Annotated in this window: 17 protein-coding genes; 11 read left to right on the forward strand and 6 right to left on the reverse strand. The window is 41.0% G+C overall.

All coding sequences use genetic code 11. The features are described from left to right. Window positions 1-18 precede the first annotated feature (18 nt). From CWC18_RS03460 to CWC18_RS21375, 3 genes are read right to left on the reverse strand one after another with little or no spacing between them, the layout of a single operon-like run. Entirely contained in the window at window positions 19-1,986 is a 1,968-nt protein-coding gene (locus CWC18_RS03460; RefSeq protein WP_138674714.1) for a pre-peptidase C-terminal domain-containing protein, read from the reverse strand. Beyond that, window positions 1,983-2,681, reverse strand: a complete 699-nt coding sequence (locus CWC18_RS03465; RefSeq protein WP_138591480.1) for a DUF1566 domain-containing protein — start codon at window positions 2,679-2,681, stop codon at window positions 1,983-1,985. The genes CWC18_RS03460 and CWC18_RS03465 overlap by 4 nt, the downstream gene beginning before the upstream one ends. After that, the gene (locus CWC18_RS21375) at window positions 2,678-3,607 is read right to left on the reverse strand and encodes an ethylbenzene dehydrogenase-related protein (protein WP_249348278.1); all 930 of its coding nucleotides are present in this window, start codon (window positions 3,605-3,607) and stop codon (window positions 2,678-2,680) included. Before CWC18_RS21375 ends, CWC18_RS03465 begins: the two co-directional genes overlap by 4 nt. Before the next feature lie 752 nt (window positions 3,608-4,359). Here CWC18_RS21375 and CWC18_RS03475 point away from each other — a divergent pair. From CWC18_RS03475 to CWC18_RS03520, 10 genes are all read left to right on the forward strand, one after another. After that, complete coding sequence (locus tag CWC18_RS03475; protein ID WP_138591478.1) at window positions 4,360-5,544, forward strand: sensor domain-containing diguanylate cyclase; 1,185 nt, start codon at window positions 4,360-4,362, stop codon at window positions 5,542-5,544. A 65-nt stretch (window positions 5,545-5,609) separates the two neighbouring features. Then, on the forward strand, window positions 5,610-6,671 hold the full coding sequence (locus CWC18_RS03480) for a DUF2066 domain-containing protein (RefSeq protein WP_138674715.1): 1,062 nt from the start codon (window positions 5,610-5,612) through the stop codon (window positions 6,669-6,671). Further along, the gene (gene hda / locus CWC18_RS03485; protein ID WP_138591476.1) at window positions 6,668-7,378 is read left to right on the forward strand and encodes a DnaA inactivator Hda; all 711 of its coding nucleotides are present in this window, start codon (window positions 6,668-6,670) and stop codon (window positions 7,376-7,378) included. Before CWC18_RS03480 ends, hda begins: the two co-directional genes overlap by 4 nt. Before the next feature lie 201 nt (window positions 7,379-7,579). Continuing rightward, window positions 7,580-8,560 (forward strand): phenylalanine--tRNA ligase subunit alpha, encoded by a 981-nt coding sequence (gene pheS / locus CWC18_RS03490; RefSeq protein WP_119861948.1) that lies wholly within the window; start codon window positions 7,580-7,582, stop codon window positions 8,558-8,560. Between the two features lie 13 nt (window positions 8,561-8,573). Continuing rightward, window positions 8,574-10,961, forward strand: a complete 2,388-nt coding sequence (gene pheT / locus CWC18_RS03495) for a phenylalanine--tRNA ligase subunit beta (protein WP_138674716.1) — start codon at window positions 8,574-8,576, stop codon at window positions 10,959-10,961. A gap of 2 nt (window positions 10,962-10,963) precedes the next feature. Then, window positions 10,964-11,263, forward strand: coding sequence for an integration host factor subunit alpha (gene ihfA, locus CWC18_RS03500; protein WP_010362644.1), 300 nt, complete (start codon window positions 10,964-10,966; stop codon window positions 11,261-11,263). Window positions 11,264-11,790: 527 nt separating this feature from the next. Then, window positions 11,791-12,657 (forward strand): PhzF family phenazine biosynthesis protein, encoded by an 867-nt coding sequence (locus tag CWC18_RS03505; protein ID WP_249348277.1) that lies wholly within the window; start codon window positions 11,791-11,793, stop codon window positions 12,655-12,657. 692 nt (window positions 12,658-13,349) lie between these two features. Then, a complete protein-coding gene (gene proB / locus CWC18_RS03510) occupies window positions 13,350-14,462 on the forward strand; it encodes a glutamate 5-kinase (RefSeq protein WP_138591474.1) in 1,113 nt (370 codons plus the stop codon). Window positions 14,463-14,464: 2 nt separating this feature from the next. Continuing rightward, window positions 14,465-15,712, forward strand: coding sequence for a glutamate-5-semialdehyde dehydrogenase (locus CWC18_RS03515; protein ID WP_138591473.1), 1,248 nt, complete (start codon window positions 14,465-14,467; stop codon window positions 15,710-15,712). 258 nt (window positions 15,713-15,970) lie between these two features. Further along, on the forward strand, window positions 15,971-16,330 hold the full coding sequence (locus CWC18_RS03520; protein WP_138591472.1) for a ribonuclease E inhibitor RraB: 360 nt from the start codon (window positions 15,971-15,973) through the stop codon (window positions 16,328-16,330). Between the two features lie 210 nt (window positions 16,331-16,540). On the opposite strand, the gene CWC18_RS03525 is transcribed toward CWC18_RS03520, so the two are convergent. From CWC18_RS03525 to ftnA, 3 genes are all read right to left on the reverse strand, one after another. Next, window positions 16,541-16,735, reverse strand: coding sequence for a hypothetical protein (locus CWC18_RS03525; protein WP_138674718.1), 195 nt, complete (start codon window positions 16,733-16,735; stop codon window positions 16,541-16,543). Window positions 16,736-16,747: 12 nt separating this feature from the next. After that, complete coding sequence (locus CWC18_RS03530) at window positions 16,748-16,933, reverse strand: hypothetical protein (RefSeq protein ID WP_138674719.1); 186 nt, start codon at window positions 16,931-16,933, stop codon at window positions 16,748-16,750. Between the two features lie 319 nt (window positions 16,934-17,252). Continuing rightward, on the reverse strand, window positions 17,253-17,777 hold the full coding sequence (gene ftnA, locus CWC18_RS03535) for a non-heme ferritin (RefSeq protein WP_138591470.1): 525 nt from the start codon (window positions 17,775-17,777) through the stop codon (window positions 17,253-17,255). Window positions 17,778-17,844: 67 nt separating this feature from the next. Between ftnA and CWC18_RS21690 the strand changes: the two genes are divergently transcribed. Beyond that, on the forward strand, window positions 17,845-17,973 hold the full coding sequence (locus CWC18_RS21690; RefSeq protein ID WP_283235313.1) for a hypothetical protein: 129 nt from the start codon (window positions 17,845-17,847) through the stop codon (window positions 17,971-17,973). The last annotated feature ends 403 nt before the right edge of the window (window positions 17,974-18,376 follow it).

Raw genomic sequence — 18,376 nt, forward strand, 5'->3', positions numbered from 1 at the left:
GGAAAAGTAGGTGCTTAATTAATATTTTGCTGTGACCGTGACGCCACTAAACGTACTATATGCGCGCAAGGCGATATGCCATGTACCTGCTTGTGGATTAGATAATACACAATTTTCTACATTACCATCTTTGTATGGTCGACAGTGATAGCTTGATGACGTTGGCTGGCTGCCAAAGCGAACGTAAAGGTCAGCATCACCTGTCCCAGATGCTGAATTAACCGTTAAGGTATTTACGCCACTTGGTAGCGTGAGTGTTTTGTATACCCATTGATCTTTATTCGCACTAAGGTTTGGCCATTGCTCAGAACCTCCATTATCTGGGGGAGTTGTTGAGTCAAAACTCGCGACTAAGCTAACGCCACTGTATGCTGCATAACCAGATAACATGACGTAATATTTACCCGTTTGAATTGGGCTAATATCACAGGTTTCGTTATTACCGGATTTGTAAGGGCGGCAATCGTAGCTGCTAGCTGTCGGCTTAGTCGCATGTTTAACATACATATCAACATCGCCTGAACCACCAGAGGTTTTAAATGAGAGTGTTTTTGCGCCAGCTGGCACATCTAAAACGTAATAGGCTTGACTGCCTTTGTTGCCAGATTGCCCGGAAGCCGGCGTATTATTAGACAGTGGCGTATCTGCTGGTGGGTCAACGGGATCCGTTGTGTTATCTATAATACTTAACCCTGATGCGCTTTGTTTTAATACCAGCTCTTCTCCCAAACCGTTTGCATACCACCAATTGATATTTGTGGGTAATGCGAGTGGATCAGCGTCACGCTGGGCTTTAGTTAATGTACTTGCTGTACTGTCAAACTGAGCCGTTCTCACTGTTAAGTTGTTATTGGTAACACTTATTACCTTAAACTGTTGAATACTGGCAAGGTCAATGGTCCAAGACTTCGGATCATTGGCAGATCTCGCAGGTGCGCCCCAGCTACCTTCACCCACATAGACTGTGCCACCTGTGGTTGTTTTCACAAAATTATTACCTGAGGGCTGCAATGCTTCGGTAATTTTGTTGATATGTGTATCAGATTCAACAACCAGGTTCATTTTTTTATCATAGAATGTTTGCGCCCACCAAGTATGCAAAATCGTATTATCCGATTTACCTGAGTAATGTGGGTACATAGGTTTATGGTATTGCGCAACGCGCCATTTAGCGCTTGAACCTTGAGATGTAAGGTCTTGTTTTAGCCAATTATTCATGGTGGTTGCATAGTTTGACCAACCACTATTTTTGTACTGGCTATTCAGTGTGTAGACACGCAACAATTGACTGACATTAAATGCTCCATAGGTATCTGAGCTGGTACAGCTGCCATCTTTATTAAAATCTACCCCGAATACCTGACATAACGTTTTATAGTTACCATCTTCGTGATTACCATGCGTTGCAACAAATGGATAGATACGTTTGTAACTTATGCCATCGATTTGGTCACTCGAGAAAGTTAGCTGCCAATCTTTGAGGTACTCTTTCATTTCAGATGATGAATTAGCGTTAGTGTAGTCTCCACCATGCATAATAAAGAGCGGTCGAATTTTGGCGATTAGCTGGTTGCCTTTTCGTCGGTTTGTCCAGCCTGTTCTTGTATCTCCGCCAGCAACCACGGTAAATCCGTTACTTGTTGTTGGCGCAGTTTTAAACCACAAACGCTCACCACAGCCTTCACTGTCGCACACGCGATAATAAATATTACTATTGGCCGACAGTCCAGTTAATGTGACAAACTTGCTCTGTAAACTGCTCGCGAAAGTATGCGATGCAGATACTTGTTTAGTCTGCCATGTTTGTTCGTTGGTAGAGGTCCCGTACTTTACCAAGTGATTGCTGCCCGAGGTTGGAGTAAATCCGATCGTGGCTTGTTGGCTAGGGTTACTATCCCAGACTAGTCGATGGTATTGGCTACCAGCATGGGCTGCACTGCTGGCGAGTGCTAGCCCGATAGCTAGACTCACAATGGGTTGTTTCATTTATCATTTTCCTTTGGTTGTGTAATGACAGAGGTGCGGTTGGATAACCGCGGAGTGTTTAATTTAAATGCAGTTAAATTGGGCGCAGCGCTAACCAACATGGTAAAGGCAGCATTGCGATAAGGTAATGTCATGCTCTGGCCTGTATGAAAGTTAACGGCTTTGCCGCCCATTTGAAATTGCTCGAAATGCGCAGGTAACTGATCATCGCTGTCTGACGTCCAATAATCGCCATGTTTGATATGAATAAAGTAGTCATGTGCTATGTGTGTACTGCTTGGGCGTGTTGGGGCTTCAACTAAGCTTTGCAGTTCTGTGTGCGTAGGCAAGCGCCAGTTCTTTACGCCACATAGTCCATCGCGGTTAGTACGGCGTACTAGATCCTGAGTATCACATCGCGCTGGTTCAAAATAGCAATCGCCGAGGTTTTCTTCACCGGTATGGTTGTTGAACCACGAATAAGTCCAATATCCATCATGGATAGACTCGTTATCTGTTTTAACTTCCCACAGAAGGTTATTTTGGTGATCTAGCACACATGCCCACGGCCCTTGCCATGGCTTTAGGGGTTCACCATCGGCCGATATTTTCGTATAACGAGGGTGTTCATGACTGGGATCTGCTGCCTGCTCTATTGAACAATAGAGAGTAATGGCTGAAAGTATTGAGAATGAACTCACTATTCTGGCTTTCATAGCGAGTACCTCAGCGCAATGGCTGCATTGTGTCTGGTATGTGCTATTTGGCTATGATCAAACGCGGATACCCACATACAAACCCCATTTTGTAGTGCAACGTCATGGTCTGAATTTGTCTGGTTTTTACGAACGAGCTCTAATGTCCATATCCCATCTTTCCAATGTCCGCGAGCGCGCACATCAGCACGATCTCCTTCGAAGCGGTTGGATCGGTAGAGCACGGAGGGGATCTGACTGCCGATTGGGTAATTATCTTTGGCTGATTGATACGCAGAAGAGCCAAACCAAGGAACAACTTGGTTTGGCGCCGTCACGGTGTCGGGCAATCGTTTTGGTACGACGCCTTTTTTGCTATACCATTGCCAATTCATGACGTATGCACCACTTTCTTTTCCGTCTGGTAAGTAGCCTGCACTGTAGCGCCTTTGACCATGTAAAGGTTGGGCGGGAGGGCCTATAAAGTTATCATCGGCAAGCACCATGTCATTGGTACGTACGGCTTTCCAGTGCCATAAATCTCTTATATTGCCATCTACACTGGCATGGTAGCCTTTGCCATGCCAATTACTGGGTTTATTATCAAGTGGCTTTTTTCCTAAATGGGTTGTTCCGTCGGCGCCACTGCTGCATGTGTGAGAGAGCATAACGGCAAACTTGTCTTCGTAGTGCTTTCTTTCATCAAAATTTACAAATCCATTTTCTTTAACTTTCCAACCATCTTGCGTTTTTTCTAATGGGAGGTGCGCTAAGCTGTGCGTTGGATCTTGCCATTTAAACAGAAAGAAGGTTTCGTGTTGGTTATGTAATGCCTTAATAGTGACCGTAGTTTGGCCATCAATAAAGTTTGCACCACCGATGGTATGAACTTTAATACTGGGTGTATTTTGCCATGCCTCTTCAGTATCTAATCCATCAACCTCCATTAAAGTTTGTGGCTTTAGGGAGGTTACCTGCAGAAATGTTTGATTGTGTAGTGTGAGGTAAAAAAAGAGGGGGGTTGCCAGTAAAAGGGCTAAAAGGCATACCCAAGGAAACTGACGTTTAGGAATAAAGAGTAGCCTTTTTATCAACTTCTTACCATATTGTATAACGTATACCCAACTGTGCAGGATCAGGTAAACAATGATCAGCAAGGCTGAGATAAGATGTATTGTGTGCGCATTAAATTGAGTTAGATTAAAATAGACACACCAGCCAGTAATAAGACTCGCGAAGAATACAAAGTATCCAAATTGGTTAATGAAAATATGATATTTACTCCCCGTGGGAGGTGATTTATTTTTCTTTTTGTAAATAAGATAGCTAAAACTCAGTATGGTAAGCGTACAGGCGCTTAACATGTGCCAAAAGTGAACTCTACCTTCTGGTAAAATGGGGCTCAGCAATAAAAAATTATCATGGGTCACTGTAGCGATTCTTAAGCCACTGAATAAACTTGTGAAAACTGTGATGATTATAAATAGGTGTAATAGCAAAAACGTAGACCGGTACAAAATTTAGCGACTCATTTTTGAAAATGGTTTATTTAAATTTACATTTTGATTACTTTGTGTGAAGAATTTATTATAAGAAATACTGCAAGTTAGAAAGTGTCAGGTGCTTTGGTTATGGAACGGTAACTTTTATTGGCTAATATTAATGAAGTGATATACGTCTGAAATGAAACAGGGAAATAATGGCTAAACTCATACTCGATAGTGAAAATGTAATTGATAGCATGGCTGACATTGTGGCGTGCTTAAGTACTAGTGATTCAATCCAGCGCTTCCTATTAGATATTCACTGTATTTTGCAAAAAATTACCTATGCGGATAATTTTTACGTTGTGCTATTTAAGCAGGATGGTCGGCTAAGTTTCCCTTATTTTCATGATGTCAAAGATGATTTACGTGCAGAAGACCTAGAAGATTTAGATGTTGCTGAAATATCCAAGTCATTAACAGCGTATGCCCTCACCAAAAAGCAGGTCTGTAACTTTACCTGTGATGATATAGAAGCGTTAATCTCCCAAGGGACGCTAGAGGTGCTAGGGTCGTTACCTAAACAGTGGTTGTGTTTTCCGCTGTTAAATCGGGACGTTTTTCTTGGTGCATTTATAATTCAGTCTTATCGACGAGAGCAAGAGTATTCAGGGGTTATTGTTGAGCTGTTGTATACCATTAGTCACGTTATTTCGTCAGCGCTTGATGCATTTAATAACCAACAAGCATTACTAGAAGCCAACCACTCGCTACAAAACTATCAAAGTGAACTTGAACTGCGAGTTGAAGAGCGCACAAAGGAGCTCCAAAATAGTTTAGAAGAGCTTAAAAAAGAGGTAAAGAAACGAGAAGAATTACAACAGTTACTTGAGTATGAATCATTACATGACCATTTAACAGGGTTGGCAAATCGTAAATATTTATTTAGTGAGTTGACTCGACTAGCAGCTAAATCATCACGTTCATCGGTAGACGTTTATGTGTTGTATTTAGACTTAGATGACTTTAAACCAATCAACGATCAATATGGTCATAAAAGTGGTGACATAGTGCTACTTAGCGTGGCAAAACGTTTACTTAAAGAGGTTCGCAGTTACGATATTGTGTCGCGATTAGGGGGCGATGAGTTTGTTGTTGTGATGACTGAACCATTAGAAAAAAGTGTATTACTACAAGTGTGCGAACGATTACTAAAAAGTATTCAAGCACCTATTGAACTTGAAAACAATATCCAAGTGAGCTGTGGATGCAGTGTAGGGATTGCTGGTAGCTATGAACGCACTTTTAATGCTGAAGAGCTGATCCATGCGGCAGATGAAGCCTTGTATGTGGCAAAAAATAAGGGGAAAAACCAAATTCATTTCCAAGAGGGTGAATAGGCCTTTGTACTTTTTCTCCGTTTGCTTTAGGATCAAAGTACTTAAAGAACTTTATCGTTAGTGCTATGTTAATCAGAGTTTTATTATTTATCTGCGCGTTTTTTTCTGCGCCAAATTTCGCGATAGAAGTAACAGACCTTTACCAAAGCACGCTGGCTGTTGCGGACAAGACTCGCGCGACTCGCGTAAAAGCCAGCCAACAAGCATTAATGAACGTGATCAAAAAGCTGACCGGTCGATACGAAAATGTTGATCATGCCCTTGTTAAAAAAGCCAAGCGTTCTATTTCTGACTATATGCTCAAATATGAGTACTTAAATCTAGATGATGACGACGATGAGCTTAAAATCCGTATTAAATTTGAGGCGAGCAAAGTAGAAACGTTGGTACGTGATGCGCAATTACCATTTTGGGGTAATCGCAGGCCGATGATTGCTATTTGGTTGGCCATTGAAGACAATTTACAGCGTGACTTTGTTACCCAAGAGCGTTACCCGCAATTGGGGCGTTTAATTTATGATACAGCCGCTGAGTGGGGCGTCCCGGTGGTTGTGCCTTTATTGGACTTGCAAGATAGAGCCAGTGTAGGTATTGCCGAAGTGTGGGGAAATTTTTCTGAACCCGTAGAGCAAGCGTCTATTCGTTATAATGCTGAGCGAGTTATTACAGCACGTATGTTTAAACAACCACACAGTAGTCGATGGCAATTAGAGTGGCGATATACTGATGCAGAATTATTTGAGTCTAATCAGCTAGTGGGTGACAAACAACAAGTATTGATCCAAATGGTTAATGATCTATCCTCTGTTTTAGTGGCCAATTATGTGATTGATCCGACGGTATCCTATGCGACAACTAGCACCGTTTTTACAGTAGATAAGTTAAACGATTTTACCCATATTGAGCAGGCTAAACGCCAATTAAAGAGTATCAGTACAGTCGCTGGGGTAGACGTTATTTATCGTTCAAAAGATGTAGTTAAATTTGAAGTAGAGCATACATCGAGCTTAGAAGATTTGATCAAAGCACTTAAGCTTGAGCAAGCATTTTCGGAATATATTGACCCCCGTGCGTTTTATCATGCCGCTGATGCAGAAAGTTTGAAATATAGTTGGGTTGGACCATGATGGAAATGGAACCATTGCAAATGGCGTTGCCCGTTACGCTGCCTGATGATGAAACGTTCACCTCTTATTTTGGCGGTGAAGCGTCATTAGAAGTGACGCATTTAAAGACGACTTTGGCGACGATTCAACAGGGTTTTCATTTTACATACTTATGTGGTCTGGCTGACTCTGGCAAGTCTCATTTATTATATGCAACGTGCATTCATTCTCAAGAGTTAGGTTTATCAACCATTCTTTTAAGCTTAAGAGAAGTGATTGATTTTGGCCCTGCGGTATTAGATGGATTAGAAAATTTAGATGTTGTCTGTATTGATGATGTGCATCTAGTTGCGGGCATAGAAAGCTGGGAAAAAGCGTTATTTAATTTTTATAACCGCTTTAACGAGTTGGGTAAATGTTTAGTTGTTACTGCTGATTTATTACCCAGTATGTTAAACATTTCACTGCCTGATCTTGAGTCTCGTTTAGCATGGGGTACCACCTTTCAAATACGTTCGATGAGTGATGATGACAAAGCTGAAGCTTTGGTTAAACGTGCCAATATGCGTGGACTTGAACTGACTGATGAGTGTGCGCGTTTTTTGTTGACCCGTTTAAGCCGAGATATGCGCGCATTACTCGATGTATTAGACAAATTAGATCATGCCTCTATGGCAGCACAGCGCAAATTAACCATTCCTTTTATAAAAGCCACGCTGCAATTGTGATTGATTTTCAGCCTAAGATTCTCTAAAAATCGCAAATTACGCCTCGAAAGCGAGGTTTGCGATTAAAATTTAGCATGTTTATAAAAATAATCTGATTGAAAGGCAAACAGAGCCCTGTTAGGGCTAGAATCTGACCTATGCTTTCAGTTATCATACCTAGTCAACACACAGCAAGTTACCTCAATAAAGATCAGGTATAGAATGAACTTAGAGAATATTTTAGCGCAAGCGCTTGAAGCCGTGAATGGCGCAAGTGAAATCGCGCACCTTGAGGACGTCCGAGTAAACTACCTTGGTAAAAAAGGTGAGATCACTGGATTATTAAAAACACTAGGTACTTTGGCGCCTGAAGAGCGTAAAGAAGCTGGTGCAGTGATCAACCAAGCGAAGACTCAAGTACAAAACGCGATCAACGAAAAGCGAGAGTTATTAACGCAACAAGCCCTAGAAAAAAAACTAGCCGCTGAAACCATCGATGTGACTTTACCTGGGCGTGTTATGCCTGTAGGCGGTGTGCATCCAGTGACTCGCACAATCGAACGAATTCAGTCATTCTTTGGTGAGCTAGGCTTTGAAGTAAAATCAGGGCCTGAAATTGAAGACGATTTTCATAACTTTGATGCGCTAAATATTCCTGAGCACCACCCTGCACGTGCTGATCATGACACATTCTATTTTAATCCGAAATTGGTATTGCGCACGCAAACCAGTGGCGTACAAATTCGTACGATGGAAGCAGAGCAACCGCCGTTGCGTATTATTTCGCCTGGCCGCGTATACCGAAATGATTACGATCAAACTCACACACCCATGTTTCATCAAGTTGAAGGCCTTATGGTCGACACTGATGTGAGCTTTACTGAGTTAAAAGGTATTTTGCACGATTTCTTACGTAATTTCTTTGAAGAAGATATGGAAATTCGTTTCCGTCCTTCTTATTTCCCATTTACTGAGCCTTCGGCTGAAGTAGACGTTATGGGTAAAAATGGTAAGTGGCTAGAAGTGCTTGGCTGCGGCATGGTTCACCCTAACGTATTACGCTCTGTTGGTATCGACCCAGAGAAATACACTGGATTTGCATTTGGTATGGGAGTAGAGCGCCTAACAATGCTACGTTATGGTGTTAACGACCTGCGTGCATTTTTCGAAAACGATTTAAAATTCCTAAACCAATTCAGATAAGAGCGAAGTAAATATGAAATTTAGTGAAAAGTGGTTACGTGAGTGGGTTAATCCAGCCATTGAAACTGAGGCTCTATCTGAACAGCTTTCTATGGCTGGTTTAGAGGTTGATGGTTTAGAGTCTGTTGCTGGTGATTTCTCTGGTGTTGTCATTGGTGAAGTTGTTGAGTGTGGTCAACACCCAGATGCGGATAAGTTGCGCGTAACAAAGATTAATGTTGGCAAAGACGAACTACTTGATATCGTGTGTGGTGCCGCAAACTGCCGTACGGGTATTAAAGTGGCTGTTGCACAAGTGGGGGCAGTATTGCCTGGCGATTTTAAAATTAAGAAAGCTAAGCTACGTGGCCAACCTTCACATGGGATGTTGTGTGCGTTTGAAGAGCTTGGTATGGCTGAAAGTTCTGAAGGTATTTTAGAGTTGCCAAGTGACGCTCCTATTGGTCAATGTATTCGTGAATACTTTGCATTAGATGATGTGACGATTGATGTTGACTTGACTGCAAACCGCAGTGACTGTTTAGGGATCAAAGGCCTTGCACGTGAAGTTGGCGTTTTAAACTCTTTAGATGTAACTGAAGTAGAGATCACACCTGTTCAACCAACAATTGATGACAAAATTGATATTGAATTGGTTAACAGTGCGTCGTGCCCGCGCTATTTGGGTCGTGTCATTAAAGGGATTAACCTTGGTGCGACAACGCCACTGTGGATGGTAGAGAATTTGCGCCGCTCAGGTGTACGTTCAATTGATCCGGTTGTTGATGTTACAAACTATGTGCTATTAGAACTAGGTCACCCAATGCATGCGTTTGATTTGAGCGCAATTGAGGGCGGTATTAAAGTACGTAACGCCAATGAAAATGAAGAATTGGTATTACTTGATGGCAACACTGCAAAGTTAAACTCATCAACATTACTGATTGCCGATGATAACAAAGCATTGGCAATGGCAGGTATTTTTGGCGGTGAAGCGTCGGGTGTTAAAGAGGGAACTCAAGATATCTTACTTGAAAGTGCTTTCTTTGCACCGCTGGCAATAGCCGGACAAGCACGTAAATACGGCTTGCACACAGATGCGTCTCATAGATATGAGCGTGGTGTTGATTATACGTTACAACATGATGCTATGGAGCGTGCTACGGCTTTGCTACTAGACATTGTTGGTGGGCAAGCTGGCCCAGTTGTTGAAGCTGTATCAGGAGCAGATCTACCTACTGTTAAAACAGTGACCTTACGCCGTGCGCGTTTAGACCGCGTTATTGGCTATCATATTGAAGATGAAAAAGTTACTGATATTTTAACCCGTCTAGGCTTTGACGTAACTGTTGGCGATGATACGTGGCAAGCGTTTGTACCAAGTTACCGTTTTGATATTCGTATTGAAGAAGATTTAATTGAAGAGGTCGCTCGGGTATTTGGCTATAACAATATTCCAAATGTGGCACCTACTGCTGCATTGAAAATGACGACACATGTTGAAGCTAATTTACCTGTCGCACGTTTTCGTAATGAATTAGTGGCTCGTGGTTTCCAAGAAGCTATCACATATAGTTTTGTTGACCCTAAAGTACAACAGCTACTTCACCCAAGCGCAGATGCATTGGTATTGCCTCACCCGATTTCGGTTGAAATGTCAGCGATGCGTGTAAGCTTGATGCCAGGGCTTATAAATGCGGTTGTTTATAACCAAAACCGTCAGCAATCACGTATTCGTTTGTTTGAACATGGTTTGAAGTTCGTTAAAGATGACACGGCAGAAAATGGTGTAGCACAAGTGCCGGTGCTTGGTGGGGTGGTTTTTGGTAACACGCATAACGAGCACTGGTCAGTTGCATCTCGTCCAGCTGATTTCTTCGATGTGAAAGGTGATGTTGAAGCACTGCTCGCACTGACTAATGATACTGCACGCTTTAGCTTTAAAGCGGAGCCAAGCGAAGGGCTACACCCAGGACAATCAGCAGCAATTTATGTTGATGGAGTAAAAGTTGGCTTTATTGGTGCTGTTCATCCACAATTACAAAAGTCGCTTGGCTTAAACAGTACAGCGTACGTATTTGAAGTGGAGGTTTCTGCTTTAGAAACAAGAAAGCTCCCAGAAGCGGTAATTGTGTCTAAATTTCCATCAAATCGCAGAGATATTGCTATTTTAGTTGCAGATGACGTAAAAATAGGCGATATTTTAAATAGCATCGAGAAAGTTGGCGGAAATCAATTAGTTGACCTAAACTTATTCGATGTGTATAGGGGCAAAGGTATTGAGCCAGATTTTAAGAGTTTGGCGATTGCTCTTACATTACAAGCGGTTGATAGAACACTCGAAGAGAAAGATATCAATCAAGTTGTAGACAACGTAGTGGCCGAATTGGCCAAACAATTTAATGCAACGTTGAGGGACTAGATATGGCGCTTACTAAAGCCGACATAGCTGAACACCTATTTGAGAAATTGGGGATAAATAAAAAGGATGCCAAAGACTTAGTTGAAGCGTTTTTTGAAGAAATCCGCTCAGCGCTCGAAAAAGGGGAGCAGGTTAAGCTCTCTGGATTTGGTAACTTTGATCTTCGTGACAAAAAAGAGAGACCAGGCAGAAACCCGAAAACGGGTGAAGATATTCCTATCTCTGCGCGTCGCGTTGTTACTTTCCGCCCTGGGCAAAAACTGAAGACGCGAGTCGAAGTCGGAACCAGCAAAGAAAGCTAGCAGATCGCACGGAGCGATTAAAGAACTTGAAGACCTTGGGTATGTTTCATATTCAAGGTCTTTTGCTTTTTAAATGACCGTGACGATATAGGTTAGGTTGTGTAACATAAATAGTCATGATGTGACTTAATTTTATCCACTTGCACGAAGTAAATGACTTGCAAATTCCAGCTTAGTAGCCGAGCTAAATTACTTATCTATAGATAACAACCATGTGGTGTATCAGTCGTAATATGTTTAATATACAGCATATTTTTAGTGAATTCGGCTATATAAAAAACGTGCGAGCAGTGTTTTTATGCCTAGTGTACAGAGTTTACTTTATTACATTACAACGCTAAAACATTACTATACTACGCTATTTATCAATCATAATTGGTGAGCTCAAGTACAATCGTGTCCATTTAATCACGTTTGTCTCTTGCAAAGTTGTCGCTTAAATTTTAATTTTGAAAATTTTTGTTTATATGAACGTCGCATGGTTATTCAGTTTTTCACGTTTTAGACAATAGTTAAGGGATGGGAAGTTGTTGAAAAATATTACAGTGGAGTTGGTCAACGCATTCACGGCTAAAGGGCAAGGTGGTAACCCAGCAGGTGTTGTTTTAAACGCGGCGCAACTGTCTGATGAGCAGAAGCTAACCATAGCACAAACCGTGGGGTATTCAGAAACTGCGTTTGTTTGTGAAGATGACATAGCTGATTATGCTGTTTCTTTCTTTACAACCGCTGGAGAGGTGGATTTTTGCGGCCATGCTACTTTAGCAACGTTTTCGATTATGTTTCAAAAAGGTTTACTGAAATCTGGGATTTATACTCAACACACGAAAGCGGGCATATTGCCGGTGGTTATTGAATCTAATGGTAGAGTCGTTATGGAACAACAATTACCACAAAAGCTTGCTCGTTTTTCTTATCAAGAAATTGCAAGTTACCTTGGTATTGAAAGTAATGTGTTAGGTAGTACCGAATTGCCAATTGAAGTCATTTCAACGGGGCTGCCAGATTTGATCATTCCGGTTTCGAGCGGCTATTTAGACATACTCGTACCAGATCACGAGAAAATTGCACAGTTTTGTAAAGCGCATGACATTATTGGTTTTCATGTATTTGAGCTATGTGATTCAAACAGCCCAGTTACTGCCAGTTGTCGTAATTTTGCCCCCCTGTTTGGGATCCCTGAAGAATCAGCAACAGGCAGTGCCAGCGGCGCGCTAGCATGCTACCTGCATGAGCATTTAGCACTCGACGGTGAATATAGTTTTGAACAAGGCAGGGCAATGAATTGCTCGTCGCTCATCACAGTATCAATTGAAGCACAAAGATCATTAGTAAATAGCGTAAAAGTTGGAGGATTTGCCAAAAGTAAAGGCTGGATGACCGTACCTATTTAATAGGTGTAGTTGGTCTATAAAGCTATTCAGAGTGGCGTTTTATCAGATTAACTCTTACAGACCTGCATGTGCGAGATACCTATCAGTATGTTAAAGATATTCAAAGATTGGAGCATGGTACTGAGTATACCGGTTCCTATAAAGTTTAGTTTCACCCTATATTCAATTTAAGAATAGTAAATATTCAAATGATTGATATTTTTCACGTTTGCCTAAAAAGCAAAATAACTCAATAAATACAGTATGTTATTACTAATTAATAACGTTAAAATGTAACGTGAAAATATTTTATGACTGTGTTGCTTGATTTTTAAAGTGTTAAAGAGCTATGTTGTAGTAACTAATTCATCGAGCAATTACTGCTTGTCAAAAAATCCGTTACGCAATTATTCATTGCGACATGACCTTTTCGGCTTTATCAAACCATGATACGCCTGTCGAAAACGGTTCGGTACCTCACTTTTAGTGGGGATCACAATCAAATTACACTTAATAATTTAACCTAAGCCGTGTGCTAGCACTGCATTTAAATATACACGCAGCATTGTGTTGTCACTTTGAGCACCTGTATGCTTTATTTAAACCTTGTTTTGCAGCGTGTATGATAGGCCTTCGCGTGCCTTAATAGTCGTCTACGTTCGTGTCATGTTACTACTTCGCTTAAGTTTAATTATTGTTTATGAACAGCAATAATGGGGAAAATAAAAACCGTGAGTTTACACAACACAAAACGATTAGTCATCAAAGTAGGCAGTGCACTTATTGCACCGCGAGAAGATGGTTGTAAGACTCGTTATTTACTCGATATTGCCCAGTTTATTGTGCATGCGAGATCGCAAGGCATTGAGGTATTACTCGTATCTTCTGGCTCAGTCGCTGCTGGAGCACACCACTTTAAAAACCCTGATAGAAATAATATAGCGATAAAAAAAGCGATGGCGGCCGCTGGTCAAATGGATATGATGTCAACATGGGACCGCTTTTTCGATTTCCCCTCAGCTCAGTTATTAATGACGCACGCCGATCTGCGTGATAAAGAGCGTTACAATAGCATTCGGCTTACGCTATTTAGTTTGTTAGATGAAGGTATTTTACCCATTATTAATGAAAATGATGCGGTTACAACGGATGACTTACGGGTGGGTGATAATGATAATTTATCTGCGATGGTGGCTGCTGCTGCCGATGCTGATACCTTAGTAATTTGTTCTGATGTTGATGGTTTATTTGATAAGAACCCAAACACACATAATGACGCAAAGCTCATTAAGGAAGTAAACAGCATTACACCTGAGATTTATGCTATGACGAGTGGCCCTGTTAGTGGTGTAGGCACCGGAGGGATGAAAACTAAGCTAGAAGCAGCTGAAAAGGCGACTTCTCACGGTATTATGACATACATTATTAATGGTTTTGATGAAACAACATTTAGTGCACTGTTGCAAGGTGACAACCCTGGTACATTGTTCACGCCGTTTGATAAACCAATGGAAGAATCGCAACATTGGATGACACATACTGCCGCTGAGTATGGTGAATTAGTGGTTGAATCAGAGCGTATAGATAAAACTGACGAACTCAATTGTAAAGAGATTTTATCAATTGAAGGTGAGTTTTCAGCCGGTGAAACCGTACTTATAAAAAATACTAAAGGGCAGCGTTTGGCTAAAGCCAGTAGCAATTATAGTAGTTGCTTGTTGCACTTTGTGACCCAAAATACAGTGGGCGTCAATACGAGTCAAATGCAACGGAGCATGGGCCCCATTATTTCTAATAACGACATTGCTGTGCTGGAGAAAAAATAATTATGGGATTAATTACCAACCTATCTAAAAATGCAGCGAAAGCGGCAAAAGTGTTGGCATTATTGTCAACGGAACAAAAAAACCAAGTGTTACAGGCTATGGCTGATGCATTACGAGCGCAAACAGAGCACATCCTACATGCGAATAAAGAAGACTTGGCCAACGCTCAGCTGCATAGTTTAAGCCCTGCCATGATTGATCGTCTTACGCTAACCACTGCGCGTATTGAAGATATGGCACAAGGGATAGAGACGATTGTTTCGTTGGCGGACCCTGTCGGCCAAACTCGTTCACTGGGAGTTCGGCCAAATGGCATTGAAATCAATAAAATGCGAGTGCCACTGGGTGTGGTGTGCATGATCTACGAAGCCAGACCAAATGTAACAGCCGATGCTGGCGCACTGTGCTTCAAATCGGGCAATGGCGTAATATTACGTGGCGGTAAAGAAGCGTTGGCCAGTTCAATGGCCATAGCTAACGTACTACATCAGGTGTTAACTGAGTTTAATTTACCCGAGGCGCTTATTTCGGTTGTCCCTGACCCTGATAGGGCACTTATGATGGAGTTAATGCAGCAAAAAGAATACATTGATCTGATCATTCCTCGAGGTGGAGAAGGGCTTATTAATTTTGTGACTGAAAATAGCACAGTGCCTGTGATCCAGCACTTCAAAGGCGTTTGCCATTTATATGTTGATAAAGATGCAGACTTAAAAGTTGCTGAATTACTTTTATTAAATGGTAAAACTCAGCGCACAGGCGTTTGTAATGCGCTTGAAGGCTTGATTGTCCATAAAGACGTTGCTCATAACTTTTTAAATCAAATAGCGCCTATTTTTCGCGCTGCAAACGTCAAAGTGAATTGTTGCCAACACGCAGCTCCGTATTTTGACGACGTGACCGTGTTAAACGAGGATGAATTTGGTGAAGAATATTTAGCTCTAGAAATAGCGATCCGCATTGTGAGTGATTTTTCGGGGGCTATTGAGCATATTGACCAATTTGGCAGCCACCACACCGAGGTGATCTGTACAACTAACGCAGAGACGGGCGTCTTGTTTCAACGAAGTGTCGATGCGTCTGTGGTGATGGTAAATGCCTCATCAAGGTTTAGCGATGGCGGTCAATTAGGGCTAGGTGCAGAAATTGGCATTGCGACAACAAAATTACACGCTTATGGGCCTATGGGATTAGAGTCGCTGACGACTGAGAAGTACTTAGTCAATGGCACAGGGCAGGTGAGGGATTAAAGGTTGCTACTAGTCGATCGAGAAAGTGTGGGGCTCCCCCTTCGCTTTCCGGTTGCTCTCGATATTACGGGGTAAGCAATGCTTTGTTGTTATCTGAATAGCCTTTGCTCCATATACTGTTGCTTTGAATAATAAAACACGCTTTTGAACTTTTAGATTAAAAGGGGAATAGGTGTAAATGCTTATTGTTGTTAATGGTAATTGTTTTCATGTATATTTGCATTAGTGAATTTGCACAGTAAAAAAGAGAACCAATTGATGACAGAAAAAAATAGTTGGCCAACCGACTCTGACGGTGATGTATTACGTTTATTAGAGGAAAGAAGTTTTGATTTTAATGTTGAGCACAATGTCGAGTTTAATATTGACTTTCAATCTTGGCCACTAAACAAAGAGCAGCGAGAGATAGTTTTAACACAGTTGCCTGATGCTAACTTTGTAGACCCAGATGAAGACTCGATTGCAGAAGGAGATGAGTCTGGTTATGTATCATTTTCAGTAAAAAGCAAAGTGACTTATGAGTTTATAACTCAAGAGCAAGAAAGGCTAGGTGAGCTTTTTTCTGACATAGGTGGTTTTTGTAACTCATGGGGTGTGCTTAGCCCGTGTGGAGGATAAGCGCCAATCAAGCAGGAGTGTTAGGGAAATTCATCATCTTTTATGTTCGAGATAATTGATGACTACATAATTAGTGAAAGATCAGTTAGTAAGGTAGATATTTGCGGACGCTGCTTCGAAATTTAAGCGCGTCCCAGAGTTGGTGTATATAGTTGTGTTTGACACATTATTCGCACGAAATACGTGTTATCGTGTTTGTGTATTTCGGTACTAGACTCGAAAAAACTGTACGCTTTGATAGCCAGCATTGGTGATATGTACCTCAAGAGATTCGCTATTTAAAACTGCTTTTTGTAAATTCAAACTCATTTTCTCTAATTCTTGAAGTAGTTTGGAAGGGACATCGCCACCTTGATAAACAGGGAACTTCACGACCCATACACCTTCTTGCGTCTTTTTGAGCATTAACACTTCACCTCATTTACCTGCATACACGTTTTCATCTATCAAATGTTGGTGTACTTGTTGTGCTACGGTTTCATCAATACTTGAAGCATCATATACAAATGAGGCTTCGCTATGATGTATAGAGGTAAAATTATTGTTTAAGGCTATCGCAGCAATCACAAATGTAATCACAGCAAAAAATATTACTTTATTCATATCCGCTTCTTACTTGAAAGGTTACATCCATCAAATTGTAATTTAATGCAACACTGAGATCATTTTTTGGCGATAGATACTCGTTTTTATCTTTTGAAAGGGAGGCTGACTATCAAGATATCTGGTTTTTCATGTGGTGTGTAAATTACAATTAAATTGTCGTTTACCAATAGGCCCTAACTTTTAATGTGGATCGTAGTCAAGCTTGCGGAAACTTGTATAACTACTATGTACTGAGTTGGATTTGATTTACAGATCGCAGCACACAAAAAAGGTAGCGAATATGGCTACCTTTTTCAGTACAAGTCGGTTGGACTTATTATGCACCACTTTCCATTATAGATGTGCTGCCAGTCTTAGCCAGTTCAGCAAGATCTTTGTCAATCCAGAATAATGACTTACCGTCTTCACCAACTAATTCAAGCTTATCTAAAATACCTTTGAACAGTTTTTCTTCTTCATGCTGCTCAGCAACGTACCACTGTAAAAAATTAAATGTTGAATAGTCATGTGTTGTAAATGCAACGTGTGTTAATGCATTAATGCGCTTTGTAATTAAGCATTCGTGCTCATATGTATTACGGAAAATATCACCTAGAGACTCAAAATTGTGAGGAGGTGCGTCAATTGCGCCTAAAATTGGCAATGCACCCGTTTCACTCACGTAGGTGAAAAGGCGATTCATGTGTTCCATTTCTTCAATAGCATGTTTTCTTAAGAACTCAGCGGCACCTTCAAAACCACGATCTTCACACCATGCACTCATCTGCAAATAAAGGTTTGAAGAATAAAACTCTAGGTTAATTTGTTCGTTTAACTTTTCTACCATTTCTGCGGCTAGCATCGGGAAACTCCTCAAAAAAATTATGTATGCATTGTTCTTTAATCTGCTTGTAAATACAAGTAGCTAAGTGAAAAAATCAAAGAAAAATAATGCTTTAGATGAAAAAAGTAGTGGTTTTTGCCTGAAGCAAAAAGCGCAATCACTCTCATTAAAGCTTACCGGCTATATTTTTGCGTTAACGATGGCGCAGGTATAAATTTAAGTGCAAATACGAATGATTATTTTAGTTTAGTCCCTTTACATAGGTACTTTTTATCGCTGGCGGAACGCACACACTTTTTACAAAAGAAACGACTCGGTGAGAGAATTTCAACGAGTTGAGACGCTTTACTCTCGATGTCTTTTCGTTTCCATTCACACAGGGTTTTGCTCATACAACTTACCAAAATTCATTAAATACAAATTAGCATTATTAGCATCTCGTGCTTGGTCTGCATTTTTACTTAAATGTTTTAAGAATTCCAGTACTTTAATTTGTGATCTGGTGGAAGAACTGGTTATGCGTGGTTTCTGATTTGGCTCGTCGACTGATAATTATCATGTGGGAAAGATGGAAAGCGCTACCTGACTATGGATACAAGAGTTTTATGGATCTGTAC

This window comes from Pseudoalteromonas aurantia, assembly GCF_005886875.1.
GTDB lineage: Bacteria > Pseudomonadota > Gammaproteobacteria > Enterobacterales > Alteromonadaceae > Pseudoalteromonas > Pseudoalteromonas aurantia_A.